Raw genomic sequence first — 17,428 nt, forward strand, 5'->3', positions numbered from 1 at the left:
TAGAGAACCAGTAAAATTGAATTTATGAGCAATACAGAATTCGGAGACATATCATTCGATTTACCTAAAAATCAATCGAACGTCATCAAAGTTATTGGTGTAGGTGGTGGAGGTAGTAACGCTATTAACCACATGTACCAATTAGGGATTAAAGGAGTAGATTTTGTAATCTGTAATACAGATTCGCAAGCTCTGGAAAATAGTACCGTCCCAAATAAAATCCAACTAGGGGTAAGCCTTACAGAGGGATTAGGAGCTGGTGCTAATCCACAAATCGGGGAGCAAGCAGCAGTAGAAAGTTTTGACGAGATAAAAAACATGCTTGATGTAAATACCAAAATGGTATTTATTACTGCAGGTATGGGAGGAGGTACCGGTACAGGTGCTGCTCCTGTAATCGCAAAACAGGCAAAAGAAATGGATATTCTTACTGTTGGGATTGTAACTATTCCCTTTCAGTTTGAAGGTAGAATGAGAAACGAACAGGCACAGCGAGGTGTAGAAAAACTGCGCAGCCACGTAGATTCTCTTATTGTTATAAATAACAATAAACTGCGTGAAGTTTACGGTAACCTTGGTTTTAAAGCTGGTTTCTCTAAAGCCGATGAAGTGTTAGCTACAGCTTCCAGGGGTATTGCAGAAGTTATAACCCATCACTATACACAGAATATTGACCTTAGAGATGCTAAGACAGTATTAAGTAATAGTGGTACCGCAATAATGGGATCTGCAAATGCTTCAGGTGCAAGTCGTGCCCAGGATGCTATTGCTAAAGCTCTGGATTCTCCATTATTAAATGATAATAAAATTACCGGTGCTCAAAATGTATTGCTATTAATTGTTTCCGGTTCCGAAGAAATTACTATTGATGAAATTGGTGAAATAAACGATCATATTCAGGCAGAAGCCGGCCACAGTGCTAACATAATTATGGGTGTTGGTGAAGATGAATCGCTTGAAGGTGCTATATCTGTTACTATTATTGCTACTGGTTTCAATGTAGAACAGCAAGACGAAATCACTAATACTGAAACTAAAAAGATCATCCACACTTTAGAGGATGAACAAAAGGCTGAACATGAATTTCCTTCAAATAAAAAAAATGCCGGTTCTTTTACAGAATTGCCATTAGCTGAAGAAAAAAGAGAAGCCGAAGCTCCAAAAAAGATCGTTCATACGTTAGATGAAAATTTAGAGGAAGTGGAAAATGCTCGACCACAACCAAAAAATGAAAATCCACAGCCAGAACCGCAGCCGCAGCCGCAAACAAGGCCACAGCAAAAGGAGGTAGTGCGCAGTGAATCTTCTTCTGCACCTGCTAAAGATCCAGATCTTTATACTCCACCTTCAGCATACAATATGGATGTGTTTTACGATGATGTAAATCCTGATGATTTTGTAATTAACGATACTAATGCTGAATCAGAAAATTTGGGAAATCAGGAAGATGAGAATGATGATCAATTTATGTTTACATTCGATTTTCCAATAAATAAAGAGCAATCAAAGGAATCAACTTCAAGAGAAGAAGTTGAGGCCCCAAAGCAACAACCGCAACAAGAAGTAAAGCCGCAGTCGGTAATTAGACACACGCTAAATTCAGATGAGCCTACCAATGAGGTGAAGAATATTGAGGTAAATGAGCCTGTTGAAGTTGTTTCAGCTGCAGAAAACTCAATTGACGGTACTGTTAAGAGGTATAGTTTAGATGATTATATGGAATTTGAGCAGCAATTAGAGAACTCAAAACCAGCAAGCAAACCTAAAAAAGAAGAGCCAAAAGAAGAAAGTATCGCTTTTGAAAAACGTACGGTACAGCCAGCTCCTCAAAAGGAAGATTCTCAGGATGCAAATCCTTTCAATAATCCAATTCCCGAGCATGTTGTAGAACGTGCAGCTGAGCGTAGAGCAAAAATGAAAGAATTCAATTACAAGTTTAGAAGCAATGCTTCACAAATTGAAGAAATTGAAAAGCAACCTGCCTATAAAAGAGCTGGTATAAATTTGGATAGTTCTAATCCAGGAGAGAATAAAATGTCGCGTACCACATTGGGACAAGATGAAAATAATGATCTTCAGTTTAGAAGAAATAATTCGTTTTTACACGATAATGTAGACTAGTTCAGAGAAATTTGACTGAAAAAATAAAAAGAGGCTCAAAGGCCTCTTTTTTATTTTTTGAAAATAAGGCAAATAATTATTCACGCCATTTTTCAATTCTCTGTTCAGCTTCTTTTTCACTACCCCAGCCTTTTAGTTGGATGCTATTATCCTTATCGTAGCTTAGAAACCAAAGTTCTATAATATCTTTAGCTTCAGGATAATTTTCTAGAAAATCTTTATAGGTTTCTGCTTTAAATATTTGATCTTTTTTAAGTGCTGGCACAGCTATAATTTTATCATCTTCTTCATTTTCATCGAGCAATTTAAGAATCGCTATCGGTTTAATGGGAACTATAGTACCAGATTGTAAAGATTCACCTAAAATTAAAACATCCAGGGCATCACCATCACCTCCTTTTTCTGGATCAGAAAAAGTAGAAGGAATAAAACCATAATTTCCGGGGTAAGGTAGAAATTCTATAAGCCTGTCTATTCCTTCCCGCTGATCGGGTAAAAATTTTTGCTGTTCGTGATTGTACTCTATTTTTAAATTTGTACCTGCCGGAATTTCAACTACAGTTTGATAATTGCCATCTTCATTTCTTGCTGAAAGATTATAATAATCTTTGTTTTTGCAGCTAAAACAAACAATTAAAATGGGTAATATTAGAATTTTTAAATGCTTCATGGATTTGGGTTAATCCCAGTAGATCATAAAGTATTTAAATTTTGCATCATCTGGAATTTGTGAGGATCTAATTTTTGTATCTGTATCGTAACGCAAACTAGAAGGTAATTCTTTCTTATCGATCGTTATATAGGCATTAATCTCATCGATAAACACTACTGCCGAGCTAATGGTGTTTTCTATTCTCGAAATTTTATAATTTTCGACAATGTCTTTAAATGTACTTGCAGAATTTAAGCCTGCTTTGGTTTTAAATCTGGGATCTAACACTCTTATGTAACCAATAGTGCTGGTGCTGTCAAATTCTTGTGCAGGTTCTAAATTTAGTAATTCTACTCCTCCTTTTTCAAAAACCTTTATTTCATCTGTAGCTCTTAGTTGCATAGGACCACTTATTTGTTTTACAAGTGAATCTTCTTTATACAGAGAGTCTAGTTGATTTATCTTGATATCTTTCTTCAATTTCCCCACCTGTGCTGCAGTAATTAAGAACGGATTGTTCTCGTCTTTCTGGCAGGAAACTAGTAATAAACAAGATAAAATAAATAAGGATAGGATATTTTTTTTCATTTTCAGTAGTAATTGCTATTGTTTAATTTGGCGTAGGTTCGTTAACGCTTTTAAATAAGATTTGTTATTAAATTAAATCACTTTTCAGTGATATTTAATTGATTTATAATTCTTAAATTTTTTATAAAAGTAAGCAATACCTGCTTATTGCAGGAAAGGATTTTTTTAGTATGAGCTTATAGTACTGCAGCTTCTAATAATTGTATAGTGCCCAATTTACCATCAATTTCAGCTTCAATTCCGTTTGGGATCGTACTGTTATTGTCGATGTGACCAATCATTGCTCCACTAAAAGCTGGGATGCCTAAAGGTTTAATGTAATGATCTAAAACTTCTTCTAAAGTTAAGCTACCGTAACCACTTCCGCCAGGATCACATTCGGTACATTTTCCAAAAACGAAACCTTTAATTTGCTTTAAAACGCCTCCCAATTGAAGTTGGGTCATCATTCGGTCTATTGCATAGACTTTTTCGCCCACATCTTCGATATATAAAATTTTGTCACTCCAATCTGAAGGGAAATATTCACTCCCCATAATTCCGGTTAATACAGAAAGATTGCCACCTAATAGCCGTCCTTTTGCACTTCCGCTTGCTATGGTGCGAATACGGTTTGAAGTTTGAGTGAGATTATCGCCGATTGATTTTGGATTTTCTAAAAGCGGATTTTCTTTATTGAATAAAATAGCTTTTAGGTGAGAAACGCTAAAGCTATTCCATGTAGAAACCGCTACTGGAGCATGAAATGTAACTAATCCTGTTTTCTCGAAAATAGCCGAATGTAAGGCCGTAATATCGCTATATCCAATAAAGATTTTAGGGTTGGCTTCTATTGCGTCGTAATCTAAAAGTGTTAAAATTCTTGCTGAACCAGAACCACCACGCAATGCAATTATTGCATCTATAGATGGATCTTTAAACATTGCGTTTAATTCACCGGCACGTTCTTTGTCGGTACCGGCTAAGTGGCCGTATCTGTTTTTTACAAATTTGCCAAACTTCACCTTTAGCCCCATCGCTTCAAAAGATTCTTTGGCGATTTGGTATGGTTCAGTTTCAAAAATTGCGCTTGCAGGACTTACAATTCCAATAGTGTCACCTTCTTTTAAAGCTTTTGGTTTAATAATTTTTTTCGTGATTTTATTTCCGGAGAAAGTATTACTCGCATAAGTGGTTAAAGGAAATGCCAGGCTCGTTAATCCAATATTTTGTAGAAATTTTCGTCTTTCCATGGTAGTTGTTAGGTTTTAGTAGTGATCACGAACAGTTTTAAGAACTCTTTCCATTGCTTTTGTAAGTTGCGAATAAGGAACAACGTAATTACTATTCATAAAACTAAAGTATAAAGTCTTTCCGCTTCTGGTAATTAATAATCCGCTTAAGGAATGATTATTTCTCAGCGATCCAGATTTAGCGTAAATGTAAGGTTTGTTTGCTTTATAGCTATTTTTGAGGGTACCTGATTCTCCACCTGCAGGTAAGAGCAATTTGAATTTTTCTTCACCTATTTCAGCAGTGATTTTACTAATAAGGGCAATAATACTTCTTGGAGTAAATAAGTTGTATCGGGTAAGACCAGAGCCGTCGTGCCAATTTATTTTATCTGGCAGGTCATTCACTAAACTTTTTTGTGCATAATTTATGGCAATAGAAGTTCTAAGAGTATCAGACAATTTATCTGCGGAAAGTAATAAAAGCTGCTCGGCTATAAAATTGTCACTTTTCTGAAGCATTTTTTTATAAAGACTATCGGCCTTATTGCTATAAATTACTTTGTCTAATTGGAGATTTTCAGGAAGCTTCTTTAATATCATCACCTCTTTTCTAATGGTGTCGCTCAAAAGTTTTGCTGAGGTGATTTCTGAAGTTATAAAAGGAACATTCTGAGTCGAATTTTTCGATCTTTTATATTTTTTAAACTGAAATTTGTTGCTTTTCTCATTGCGATAGATATTTTTTCCTAATTCTTTATTTTTTTCAGAATAAACAGAATCGACGAAAATATCAGGGTGAATATTAGGCGAATCTTGGCCCTCTGTAAATTCAAACTGAACGGTATTTCCGTAGATAGGGAGCGCATTTCTCTCGGCTGAGTAGCTGCCGTTAAAATCGTCCCATGCCCAACCCGGGCCAAAATGTTCTTCCTTAAAATTGGATTTCAGGAGGAACAATTTTTTATCAGTTTCCGCAAAAAATCCAAGTATATTTTCATTGCTTAAGTTATCGTAGAATAAACTAGGGTCGCCAGTTCCTTTAAAGATTAGACTATCACCGTACATAGTATATTTTACAGCCGGTATGGAATCACCAAGTATTTTTAATGCCGTATAAAATGTAAAGAGTTTGGTATTAGAAGCCGGTGTGAAATATTTGTCTCCATTTTTATTGAAAATTGTTTCTTTAGTTTCCGGGTCATAAATTACAAGACCAGTAAAACCCTGTTTAAACTCTGGGGAGCTTTCAAATATGGTTTCTAAATTTTCGGTTACTTTTTTAGAAGAAGCGCAACTTGTAATTGCTATAGTTATCAGGAAAAGTATGAAAAGGCTAGTATTTTTCAAGTTAGATAAATTTGTCCTGAAAGTAAGAAAGTTTTTTGATAGATCACTTTTGCAGCAAATAATATTTGATTCCCTATCTTTGCAAGCTATGATTACAGAAGAAACACAGGAGCTGGTAGACAGAGGGATAATGCTTCCGTTAATGGAAGAATTTTATACCATACAAGGTGAAGGATTTCATAAGGGGACAGCTGCTTACTTTATTAGGATTGGTGGTTGTGATGTTGGTTGCCATTGGTGTGATGTAAAAGAAAGCTGGGATGCAGGTTTGCATCCACCAACACATGTAGGCGAAATTGTAGAAAAAGCTACTAAATTTAGTAAGACAATCGTTATTACAGGAGGAGAGCCGTTAACTTGGGATATGACGACTTTAACTTCTACTCTTAAAAAGCAAGATTGCCAAATTCATATTGAAACTTCAGGGGCTTATCCGCTTACAGGAATTTGGGATTGGATTTGTCTTTCACCAAAAAAGATAAAATTGCCTGAGCCAGAAATTTATCCTTTAGCTCACGAGCTTAAAGTAATTATTTTTAATAAGCATGATTTTAAGTTTGCTGAAGAGCAGGCAGCCCAAGTAGGTGAGAATTGCATATTATATTTGCAACCAGAATGGAGTAATCGTGATAAGGTTATCCCAATGATTGTGGAATATGTAATGAAAAATCCAAAATGGAAGGTGTCTTTACAAACCCATAAATATTTGAATATACCGTAATAAAAAAAAGCCTCCAATTGGAGGCTTTTTTTTATTTCAAACTTGTTGTTTACTTGGCAACCTTCATAGGAACTTTTACATAACTCTTATCCCATCCAATTAATAGGTTTGCACCTTTGGTATCTTCGTCTTTCTCAAAACTTATGGATAGCGCATCTACAGAATTTTGCATTTGTCTTACTGGGACATTGATTCTTGCAAGATCCATCTCAGAACTGTATTCGTAAGCTCCCCAGGTTAAGGTTTTTTTATTCAGAATAATAGTCCATTCTTTTTCCTCAGGTATAGAATACAGTGTGTAGGTTCCTGCATCTATTTTAGCACCTGCTATCATTACATCCTTGTAAAAGGTAACCTCGGTAGCTTCATTTGCTCCCGTTCTCCAAACTTCACCGTATGGGACAAGTTTTCCAAAAACCTCTCTATCTCTACGTTGTGGTCTGCTGTATATTACCCTTGCAATTGGCTCATTATTGTCGTTACGGTATAAAGCTATATCCATAGGACTAACATCCATTTTTGCAAAGTTGGGTCCTTGCGATTGTGCAGAAAGTGTTGCTGTACCGCTAAGGCCTATAGCTAAAACGGCCATCATCATTAATTTCTTCATAATTCTTTTGTCAATTTTGTTTTAAGTAAATATAACAGGTACCTATAATTAGGCTGTTTATATGTTGTTAAAATTTTTATAAGTTACATTTTTAAAATGATTTAAGAATAATATCAAAAATTGATTGAAATAAAATTTGAATTCAGTAAAATCTATTTTAATATGTAATACAACTGATCTTTAATGTTTAATAATTGTAAGTTATAATTCATATTTGTTTTCAAAATAGATACCTCTAAAGATTTTACAATAAACGTGTGGTTTGTTATGCCCGTGATGCAAGAGAATTTCTCGTGTTGTCATGGGCTTTTTTTGCACAAATTGTTGATAACTTAAAAGGTTTAGAGTCAGGTATTGGCTATAAAGAAATTAACGTTTTGTTATATTTGTTCGTTATTCAAATAGAGACGAATTTAATTAGCAAAATATGAGCGAAGAAGCCAAGGTAAAAAAGTATTCGGCTGATAGTATACAGGCGCTTGAAGGTATGGAGCATGTGCGCATGCGACCTTCAATGTATATAGGAGATACCGGTGTGAGAGGTTTGCATCATTTGGTTTACGAAGTAGTTGACAACTCTATTGATGAGGCGTTAGCAGGGCATTGTGACTCTATAAAAGTTGATATTAACGAAGATAATTCTATTACCGTAGAAGATAACGGTCGTGGTATTCCTATAGATTTACATAAGAAAGAAGGTGTTTCGGCATTAGAGGTTGTGATGACCAAGATTGGTGCAGGGGGGAAGTTTGATAAAGACTCTTATAAAGTCTCCGGAGGTCTTCATGGTGTAGGTGTAAGTTGTGTAAATGCATTATCTACACATTTAAAAGCAACAGTTTATAGGGATGGACAGATTTGGGAGCAGGAATATGAGTTGGGTAAACCAGTTTATCCTGTAAAACCCGTTGGTGAAACAGAGCTTAGTGGTACTTTGGTGACTTTTAAACCAGATCCTTCTATCTTTCAGCAGACTTTAGAATACAGCTACGAAACGCTTGCAAAACGTATGCGGGAACTTGCGTATTTAAATAAAGGAATTAAAATCGTTCTTACTGATAAAAGAGAAAAAGATGAGAATGGTGAATTTCTTGGAGAAGTTTTTCATTCTGAAGAAGGTTTAAAGGAATTTATACGTTTTCTAGATGGTACCAGGGATCCTATTATTGCCGATGTGGTAAGTATGGAAGGGGAGAAGAACGGTATTCCTGTAGAGGTTGCTATGGTGTATAACGATACATTTAACGAAAATCTTCACTCTTACGTAAATAATATTAATACCCACGAAGGAGGAACGCATCTTTCTGGTTTCAGAAGAGGTTTAACGACTACTTTGAAGAAATACGCAGATGCTTCAGGTTTGCTTGAAAAGGTTAAATTTGAAGTTACTGGGGATGATTTCCGTGAAGGGCTCACCGCAATTATATCGGTAAAAGTTGCCGAACCTCAATTTGAAGGGCAAACTAAGACTAAGCTTGGAAATAGGGAGGTAACTTCCGCAGTTTCACAAGCAGTTTCAGAAATGCTTGAGAATTATTTGGAGGAAAATCCAAATGATGCTAAAACAATCGTTCAAAAAGTTATTCTTGCTGCTCAGGCACGTAATGCTGCCAAAAAAGCCCGTGAAATGGTACAGCGTAAAACAGCTATGAGTATTGGCGGTTTACCTGGGAAATTATCAGATTGCTCTGAGGTAGATCCAACGCAATGTGAAGTTTTTCTTGTAGAGGGAGACTCGGCAGGTGGAACTGCGAAACAAGGACGTGATCGAAATTTTCAGGCAATTTTGCCGCTTAGAGGTAAAATTTTGAACGTAGAGAAAGCGATGTCTCACCGTGTGTTTGATAATGAGGAGATTAAAAATATCTACACAGCTCTGGGAGTTACGATAGGAACAGAGGAAGATACTAAGGCACTTAACCTTTCTAAATTACGTTATCATAAGATTGTGATTATGTGTGATGCCGATGTGGATGGTAGCCATATCGAAACACTTATTCTTACTTTCTTCTTTAGATATATGAAAGAGCTTATAGAGCAAGGACACATATATATAGCAACGCCACCGCTATATTTAGTGAAAAAAGGTCAGAAAAAGCGATATGCTTGGAATGAAGAAGAGCGCGATGCAATTGCCGAAAGTTATAGCGGAGGAGTACAAATCCAACGATATAAAGGTCTTGGGGAGATGAATGCAGAGCAACTTTGGGATACTACAATGGATCCTCAGCATAGAAAGCTAAGACAGGTAACTATAGATAATACCGGAGAAGCAGATCGTATTTTTTCTATGTTAATGGGAGACGAGGTTCCACCACGTAGAGAATTTATAGAAAAGAATGCTAAATATGCCAATATTGATGCATAGTGTAAAGAGATATAAAATTAATAAGCCCGGGAGAAATCCCGGGCTTATTAATTTTATATGATATGAGTATTTTTTTAGAAAGCTAAAATATTAAAATTCGTTTTTTTAAGTAGATGTAGTTTGTCGAGATATAGTCTTAAGCTATTTAACCTGTCTTTATTAGTATTCCAATATCATAATTTGTATTTTTGGGATAGATATTAACCGATAAATTCACAAAATGAAAGTTACAGTAGTAGGAGCTGGTTCTGTAGGTGCTAGCTGCGCTGAATATGTTGCCATAAAAAACTTCGCTTCAGAAGTTGTATTATTAGATATTAAAGAAGGATATGCTGAAGGTAAGGCAATGGACCTTATGCAAACTGCTTCTTTAAACAGTTTTGATACTAAAATAACAGGAAGTACCAACGATTATTCTAAAACCGCCGGAAGTGATGTAGCAGTAATCACCAGTGGTATTCCTAGAAAACCAGGAATGACTCGTGAGGAGCTTATTGGTATTAACGCAGGTATCGTTAAAGAAGTATCAAGCAATCTTATAAAGCATTCTCCAAATGTGACGCTAATAGTTGTTAGTAACCCAATGGATACAATGACATATTTAGTGCACAAAACTACAGGCCTTCCTAAAAATAAAATTATTGGAATGGGCGGTGCTTTAGATAGTGCTCGTTTCAAATATAGATTAGCCGAAGCTTTAGAAGCTCCAATTTCAGATGTAGATGGAATGGTAATTGGGGGTCACAGTGATACCGGAATGGTGCCACTTACAAGATTAGCAACACGTAACAGTATTCCAGTAACTGCATTTCTTTCAGATGATCGTTTAACTCAGGTTGCTGAAGATACTAAAGTTGGTGGTGCTACGCTAACTAAACTATTGGGAACTAGTGCTTGGTATGCTCCAGGTGCTGCGGTTTCTGCTTTGGTGCAGGCTATTGCTTGTGATCAAAAGAAAATTTTCCCATGTTCAGCCTATCTTGAAGGAGAATACGGACTGGAAGATATCGCAATTGGTGTGCCTGCAGTAATTGGTAAAGACGGTTTAGAAAAAATCGTTGAAATCGAATTAAACGATGCAGAAAAAACTAAAATAAAAGAAAGCGCAGAAGGTGTGAAAAAGACAAATGGTTTATTAGAATTATAGTTTTATCCCCTTTAAATACAGCTAAAAAGCCACATGTTATGTGGCTTTTTTTTATGTTTAAAAGTTAAAATTTTCAAAAAGAATTTATTGGGATTTCAGTATTGAAACGCTATATTTGTCCGTTTTTAAAAAACAGCTATTTAATTATAATTTGAGGAATAATGCAGAATAAAGGACTTATTAAAGTTTTTGCAATTTTATTTGGTTTAGTATGTATCTACCAATTATCATTTACATACCTAACTAATAGTGTTGAAAGTGAAGCAGAAGAATTTGCTGCACGAAAAATTGACGAGAGCAGAGAGAATTATTCAGATTTAAGAGATCAGGCAGAACAAGATTATCTAGATTCCATTGGGAATAATGAAATCATTGCCGGGATAACTTATAATGCTGCTAAGGATAAAGAATTAAACAAAGGTTTAGATCTTAAAGGAGGAATTAATGTTATTCTTCAAATCTCTGTTGAAGATATTATTAGAGGTTTAGCAAATGATTCTGATGATCCTGCTTTTAATAAAGCACTTGTCGAAGCTAGAGAAGCTTCTGTAACTAGTCAGGATGATTATATTGATATTTTCTTCGAAAAATTTGATGCTATTCCTGATGCTCAATTAGCTTCTCCAGATATTTTTGCTAATAAGACTTTAAGTGACGACGTTACTTACGATATGTCTAACGATGAGGTTAAGCCGATCGTAAGACAAAAAGTAGATGAGTCTATTACTTCAGCTTTTGAAGTATTGCGTAAGCGTATCGATAAATTTGGTGTTACTCAACCAAACATTCAACGTTTAGGGAATTCAGGAAGAATTTTAGTAGAACTTCCAGGAGCTAAAGACGTAAACCGAATTCAGAATTTATTGCAAAGTACTGCTCAGTTAGAGTTCTGGCACGTATTTAAAAATAACGAATTTGGTCCTTTCCTTGCTCAAGCGAATCAAGTTTTAAAAGGTATTGTTTCAGAAGAAGAGGAAGCAGCTAATGTTGCTGATTCAACTTCTCAGGAAAATAGTGATATAGATGATTTATTGGCAGATGCAGAAGATAGTACTGCTGTACAATCTAATAATCCATTATTCGATTTAATTATTGGGCCAGGAGCACAAGGAGGTCCTGTATTAGCATACTTTAATGTACAGGATACCGCTAAAGTAAATACTTACTTAAGTATGCCTCAGGTAAGAAATCTTCTTCCTGCGGAACAACGTTATGCGAGATTTGTTTGGGGCGTGGCAGACGATGATACTAATGCAACAGGTTTATATGCATTAAAATCGAATAGAGATAACCAACCACCGTTAAGTGGTAGTGTAATTACAGATGCACAGCAAACCTACGATCAGGTTGGTCGTGTAGCAGTGTCTATGCAAATGGATGGAACTGGAGCTAAGATCTGGGAAGAGATGACAGGTTATGCTTCAAACAACCAAACACAAATCGCTATTGTTTTAGATGATATAGTGTATTCTGCACCGGGAGTTTCTACCGGAGCAATTTCGGGAGGACGAAGTGAAATCACCGGAGATTTTGGTATTGAAGAAGGAAAAGATTTAGCGAATGTTCTTAGAGCTGGTAAACTACCTGCTTCTGCAGATATTATTCAAAGTGAAATTGTTGGGCCATCTCTAGGTCAGGAAGCTATTGATAGTGGTATGCTTTCTTTCGCAATTGCTTTGGTATTAGTATTAGTTTGGATGATTTTCTATTATGGAAAAGCTGGAGTTTTTGCTGATATCGCCCTTATCGTAAACATCTTGTTTATTTTCGGAATATTAGCTGGATTAGGTGCTGTTCTTACATTGCCTGGTATTGCTGGTATTGTTCTTACCATAGGTATGTCGGTTGATGCCAACGTGCTGATCTTTGAACGTATCAAAGAAGAATTAGCGAAAGGAAAATCTCAAGCGGAATCTATTAAAGATGGATTTAGTAATGCATTATCTTCAATCTTAGATGCAAACATTACAACTGGTCTTACAGGATTTATATTATTGATTTTAGGTACCGGTCCAATTAAAGGATTTGCTACAACTTTATTAATTGGTATTGCAACATCATTATTCACGGCAATATTCATTACTCGTTTGTTTATTGATGGTTACGGCAAGAATGGTAAATCACTAGAATTTGCTACCGGAATTACTAAAAACTTATTTAAAGGAATGAATAGTGACTTCTTAGGGAAAAGGAAGATTGCTTATATCATTTCAGGAATATTAATTGTAATAAGTCTTGGATCTTTACTTACACAAGGTTTAAATTATGGAGTAGATTTTGTTGGAGGTCGTACATATACAGTAAGGTTCGATCAAGATGTGAGTCCTACTGAAGTGCAAAATGTGCTAGTTGAAAAATTTGGTAATGCAGAAGCAAAAACTTTTGGACCAAATAATCAATTGAAAATTACAACAAATTACAAAGTTGAAAATGAAGGTACTGAAGTAGATCTGGAAATTCAAGAAGGTCTTTTTGAAAGTCTTAAACCATACTTGCCAGCTGATACTACCGAGGAGGAATTTATCAATGGTTCTTCAGATAAAACAGTTGGTATTATGGAATCTATGAAAGTAGGTCCTACAATCGCCGATGATATTAAGACGGCTTCTTTCTGGGCTGTTTTAGGTTCGCTAATAGTAGTATTCCTTTATATTCTATTAAGGTTTAGAAAATGGCAATTTAGTTTAGGAGCTGTTGCAGCAGTTTTCCATGATGTTTTGATCGTTCTTGGTGTATTCTCATTGTTATACAAGTTTATGCCTTTCAGCATGGAAATCAATCAGGCCTTTATCGCTGCAATTTTAACTGTAATTGGTTATTCGCTGAACGATACCGTAGTTGTTTTCGATAGAATTAGAGAATTTGTGAACGAGCATAATACTTGGAAGCTTGGTAAAACGGTAAATGCAGCTTTAAACAGTACATTAAGCCGTACATTAAATACCTCTTTAACAACATTAGTAGTATTGCTTGCAATATTTATTTTTGGAGGAGAAAGTATTAGAGGCTTTATGTTTGCACTTATCGTTGGTGTTGTAGTTGGTACATATTCTTCATTATTTATAGCTACACCAGTTATGTTTGATAGTGTAAAAAAGAAATCTTCTATACAAGATAAAAAAGAAGTAGAAGAAGAGACCGTGGCTTAAGCAGCTAAGCTAAGTTTCTTTTGTAAGAATAAAAAAATCCCCACATAGGTGGGGATTTTTTATTTATTATTGAAATCAATATCGATAGTTTTCTGGTGTTAAGACGTGTTTCTAATAACCCGAATATTTAGTTCGATAATTCTGAATTGTTTTTAGCCTGAAGTGAGGGCAAGCGATTAAATCAAGAATCCAATTTCTAGAAGTTTATTTTAGAATAGATGGAGGTAATTATCCTTTAATGAATTCTGCGTTTTTAAATCAATAGAGAACTTCTAAAGGGATTCAAATATGGCTTCTTGTGATGGTTCAGAAATTTAGAGAAGTGCTGTTTTATTTCAAATTAAGGAGGAAAAAGAAGTATTCTTAATCTTGCTGAACACTAAATCTATCACCTTTATTGAGGTCCCATCTTTCTGAAGATCCTGCATTTATTTCAAGGATAAACTGAGCTGGTTCTTGGGATGGTAAAGAAGTTTCATCTAAAGGTTTTGCGTCTTTCTGGAAGCTTACTATAGTGCTGTCTGAATTAAAGAAAACCAAATCCAATGGAATGTAAGTGTTTTTCATATAAAAGCTTCTAGGAGCAGCGCTGGGATAGACAAAGAGCATACCATGGTTTTCCTTCAGGGATTCTCTATACATTAAACCTGTAGCTCTAGTATAATTGTCGTTTGCAATTTCTATATCTAGCATTTTCAGTGTATCACCTGAAGTCTTTATTAGATATAATTCTGCATCTTTTCGAAATTCAATTTCTTCGGTTTCTACTGTCTTTCCTTCATCATTTTTACAGGATGTAAAAATAATTGCGAAACCTATAATACTTATATTAAAGAATTTTTTAATCACAATTAAATGCTTTCAGGTTTGTTTTGCGGGCGATACATAAAATATAAGCCAGCGATAATAAATGGGATACTAAGCCACTGTCCTGTATTTAAAAGCCATGTGGCTCTTTCTTCTACTTGTGGTTCTTTAACGAATTCTACAAAAAATCTAACTGTCCAAAGTAAGACTAAGAAAAGTCCGAAAATATAGCCAATCTTAAATCTTTTATTGGTCTTCCAATAAAGAAAATACAATAAAAGAAAGACAAGTAAATAACAAAAACTTTCATAAAGCTGTGCGGGATGGCGCGGAAATGTTTCTCCTAAGTTCTGGAAGATTATGCCGTAATCGCTGTTAGTTGGTTTACCGATGATTTCAGAATTCATGAAATTCCCGATTCTAACGAATATACCGCCACATGCAACAGGGATAACTATTCTGTCTAGAATCCACAATACCGGTTTATTTAATACTCTTTTGCGGTATAAATACATCGCTGTAATGATTCCTATTGCGGCACCATGGCTTGCCAATCCTCTAAAGCCAGTAAATTGAAATTCAGGTTCAAATTTTACCGGTAAGAAAATTTCTAGAAGGTGATGCTGAAAATAATCCCAATCATAAAATAAGACATGCCCAAGTCTCGCGCCTATTAAAGTAGCAAGTACTGTATAGATAAATAGAGAGTCTAATTTCTCTATTTCTATGCCCTCTCTGGTGTATATCGCCTTCATAATATACCAACCTAAACCAAAGGCAATAAGAAACATTAAACTGTAGTAGTGTATAGTGAGAATTCCTAAATCTATCCCTTCAGAAGGGCTCCATCTAATTGCGTTGACGAGCATTATTCTTATTTATCGAATTAGCTGTAAATATACATATTTGATAAAACTTCGCCTATAAAAAGCAGTTTAATCAATAATCTGAAAGGTTTTGAAATCAAGGAACAGGATCGTAACCGCTACCTCCCCAAGGATTACAACTTATAATACGCTTTATTGCTAGCCATCCTCCTTTAAATAAACCATGTTTTTTTAAAGCCTCTATAGTATAAGTAGAGCATGTAGGAGAATACCTGCAGGTTGCAGGAGTTAAAGGAGAAATAAAATTTTGGTAGCATTTAACCAAAATAATAAATGGATAAATAAGCATTTTTCTAAGCATAGTTATCCATTTATTATTTCGTTTTTACTGAATAGAAAATGTAGTACCGTCTTTTCCATCTTTCAGCTGAATCCCAAGTTCCTGTAATTCATCGCGAATTTTATCGCTTGTTGCAAAATCTCTGTTATTTCTTGCTTCAGCTCTTAGTTTGATAAGTAATTCAACGGTTCCTGAAAGTTTATCAGAATCGTCATCTAGATTTGTGTCACCATCACGTAATCCTAGAATGTTAAACAAGAAGTCGTGTAATGCCTTCTTAAGTTCTAATTTATCTTCAGAAGAAATTTTTAAGGTTTCCTCTTTGATGGCGTTGATAGACTTTACAGCATCAAATAATCTGGCAATTAAAATTGGGCTGTTAAAATCATCGTTCATGGCATCATAGCAGGACTGCTTCCATTCTGATAAATTGAAAGTGCTTTCTTTAGCTTCCGGAAGCTCATCTATAGATGCATAGGCATCCAATAATCTATTAAAGCCTTTTTCACTGGCGCTTAAAGCTTCTTTTGAAAAATCTAGAATACTTCTGTAGTGTGCTTGAAGCATAAAAAACCTAGCAACATTAGGAGAAAAAGCTTTCCCAATTACTTCGTTTTGGCCGCTAAAAAGCTCTTCAGGAAGAATGTTGTTTCCTGTGCTTTTAGCCATTTTTTTACCGTTTAAAGTAAGCATGTTAGCGTGCATCCAGTAATTTACCGGGTCTTTACCGCATGCAGCTTCTCCTTGGGCGATTTCACACTCGTGATGCGGGAATTTAAGATCCATTCCGCCACCATGAATATCAAATTTTTCTCCAAGATATTTGGTGCTCATTACAGTACACTCTAAATGCCATCCAGGAAAACCATCACTCCAAGGCGAAGGCCATCTCATGATATGTTGTGGTTCAGCTTTTTTCCAAAGAGCAAAATCCTGCGGACTTTTTTTATCACTCTGTGCAGCAAGTTCACGTGTGTTGGCAATCATATCTTCAATTGCTCTACCACTTAATTTGCCGTAATGTTTCTCTTCGTTATATTTTAAAACATCAAAGTAAACCGATCCATTTGCTTCGTAAGCATAGCCATTATCGATAATGGTTTTAATAATCTCGATCTGCTCCACGATGTGGCCCGTAGCAGTTGGCTCTATGCTTGGCGGTAAATTGTTGAATTTTTCAAGAATATTATGGAAATCTACGGTATATTTCTGTACCACTTCCATAGGTTCTATTTGCTCTAATCTTGCTTTTTTAGCGATACGATCTTCACCAGTTTCGGCATCATTTTCTAAATGACCGGCATCGGTAATGTTACGAACATATCTAACTTTATATCCTAAATGTTTTAGATATCTAAAAACCAGATCAAAAGATATAAAAGTGCGGCAATTCCCAAGGTGAACATTGCTATAGACGGTAGGCCCGCATACATACATGCCTACGTGACTATCGTTTATGGGTTTAAATACTTCTTTTTCTCCAGAAATTGTGTTGTAAATTCGTAGTTGTTGATATTCGAAAAGCGCCATATTAAAG

Annotated in this window: 14 protein-coding genes; 5 read left to right on the forward strand and 9 right to left on the reverse strand. The window is 35.4% G+C overall.

The window, feature by feature from the left end:
- Positions 1-24 precede the first annotated feature (24 nt).
- Complete coding sequence (ftsZ, locus tag PBT91_RS02960) at positions 25-2,121, forward strand: cell division protein FtsZ (protein WP_270060312.1); 2,097 nt, start codon at positions 25-27, stop codon at positions 2,119-2,121.
- Positions 2,122-2,197: 76 nt separating this feature from the next.
- Here the strand turns inward: ftsZ and PBT91_RS02965 are convergent, their stop codons facing one another.
- From PBT91_RS02965 to PBT91_RS02980, 4 genes are all read right to left on the reverse strand, one after another.
- Positions 2,198-2,791 carry an inorganic diphosphatase gene (locus PBT91_RS02965; protein WP_270060313.1) on the reverse strand — a complete coding sequence of 198 codons (594 nt, stop codon included), beginning with the start codon at positions 2,789-2,791 and terminating at the stop codon, positions 2,198-2,200.
- A gap of 9 nt (positions 2,792-2,800) precedes the next feature.
- Positions 2,801-3,361 carry a hypothetical protein gene (locus PBT91_RS02970; RefSeq protein ID WP_270060314.1) on the reverse strand — a complete coding sequence of 187 codons (561 nt, stop codon included), beginning with the start codon at positions 3,359-3,361 and terminating at the stop codon, positions 2,801-2,803.
- Positions 3,362-3,537: 176 nt separating this feature from the next.
- Positions 3,538-4,593 (reverse strand): S66 peptidase family protein, encoded by a 1,056-nt coding sequence (locus PBT91_RS02975; RefSeq protein WP_270060315.1) that lies wholly within the window; start codon positions 4,591-4,593, stop codon positions 3,538-3,540.
- Positions 4,594-4,608: 15 nt separating this feature from the next.
- On the reverse strand, positions 4,609-5,922 hold the full coding sequence (locus PBT91_RS02980) for a D-alanyl-D-alanine carboxypeptidase/D-alanyl-D-alanine-endopeptidase (RefSeq protein WP_270060316.1): 1,314 nt from the start codon (positions 5,920-5,922) through the stop codon (positions 4,609-4,611).
- A gap of 88 nt (positions 5,923-6,010) precedes the next feature.
- Between PBT91_RS02980 and PBT91_RS02985 the strand changes: the two genes are divergently transcribed.
- Positions 6,011-6,643, forward strand: a complete 633-nt coding sequence (locus PBT91_RS02985; RefSeq protein WP_270060317.1) for a 7-carboxy-7-deazaguanine synthase QueE — start codon at positions 6,011-6,013, stop codon at positions 6,641-6,643.
- Positions 6,644-6,692: 49 nt separating this feature from the next.
- Here the strand turns inward: PBT91_RS02985 and PBT91_RS02990 are convergent, their stop codons facing one another.
- Positions 6,693-7,253 carry a DUF2911 domain-containing protein gene (locus PBT91_RS02990; RefSeq protein WP_270060318.1) on the reverse strand — a complete coding sequence of 187 codons (561 nt, stop codon included), beginning with the start codon at positions 7,251-7,253 and terminating at the stop codon, positions 6,693-6,695.
- Between the two features lie 427 nt (positions 7,254-7,680).
- On the opposite strand from PBT91_RS02990, the gene gyrB reads away from it, so the two are divergent.
- The 3 genes from gyrB to secDF all read left to right on the forward strand — a co-directional run bounded on the left by gyrB (position 7,681) and on the right by secDF (position 13,917).
- A complete protein-coding gene (gene gyrB / locus PBT91_RS02995) occupies positions 7,681-9,621 on the forward strand; it encodes a DNA topoisomerase (ATP-hydrolyzing) subunit B (protein ID WP_270060319.1) in 1,941 nt (646 codons plus the stop codon).
- 220 nt (positions 9,622-9,841) lie between these two features.
- Positions 9,842-10,768 carry a malate dehydrogenase gene (mdh, locus tag PBT91_RS03000; RefSeq protein ID WP_270060320.1) on the forward strand — a complete coding sequence of 309 codons (927 nt, stop codon included), beginning with the start codon at positions 9,842-9,844 and terminating at the stop codon, positions 10,766-10,768.
- 161 nt (positions 10,769-10,929) lie between these two features.
- Positions 10,930-13,917 carry a protein translocase subunit SecDF gene (gene secDF, locus PBT91_RS03005; protein WP_270060321.1) on the forward strand — a complete coding sequence of 996 codons (2,988 nt, stop codon included), beginning with the start codon at positions 10,930-10,932 and terminating at the stop codon, positions 13,915-13,917.
- Between the two features lie 363 nt (positions 13,918-14,280).
- On the opposite strand, the gene PBT91_RS03010 is transcribed toward secDF, so the two are convergent.
- From PBT91_RS03010 to cysS, 4 genes are all read right to left on the reverse strand, one after another.
- Entirely contained in the window at positions 14,281-14,766 is a 486-nt protein-coding gene (locus tag PBT91_RS03010) for a DUF192 domain-containing protein (protein ID WP_333474220.1), read from the reverse strand.
- 2 nt (positions 14,767-14,768) lie between these two features.
- A complete protein-coding gene (gene lgt / locus PBT91_RS03015; RefSeq protein WP_270060322.1) occupies positions 14,769-15,593 on the reverse strand; it encodes a prolipoprotein diacylglyceryl transferase in 825 nt (274 codons plus the stop codon).
- Positions 15,594-15,687: 94 nt separating this feature from the next.
- Complete coding sequence (gene yidD / locus PBT91_RS03020) at positions 15,688-15,912, reverse strand: membrane protein insertion efficiency factor YidD (protein ID WP_270060323.1); 225 nt, start codon at positions 15,910-15,912, stop codon at positions 15,688-15,690.
- 24 nt (positions 15,913-15,936) lie between these two features.
- Positions 15,937-17,421, reverse strand: a complete 1,485-nt coding sequence (gene cysS, locus PBT91_RS03025; RefSeq protein ID WP_270060324.1) for a cysteine--tRNA ligase — start codon at positions 17,419-17,421, stop codon at positions 15,937-15,939.
- Positions 17,422-17,428 lie beyond the last annotated feature (7 nt).

The sequence above is a fragment of the Zunongwangia sp. HGR-M22 genome (assembly GCF_027594425.1).
Classification (GTDB): domain Bacteria; phylum Bacteroidota; class Bacteroidia; order Flavobacteriales; family Flavobacteriaceae; genus Zunongwangia.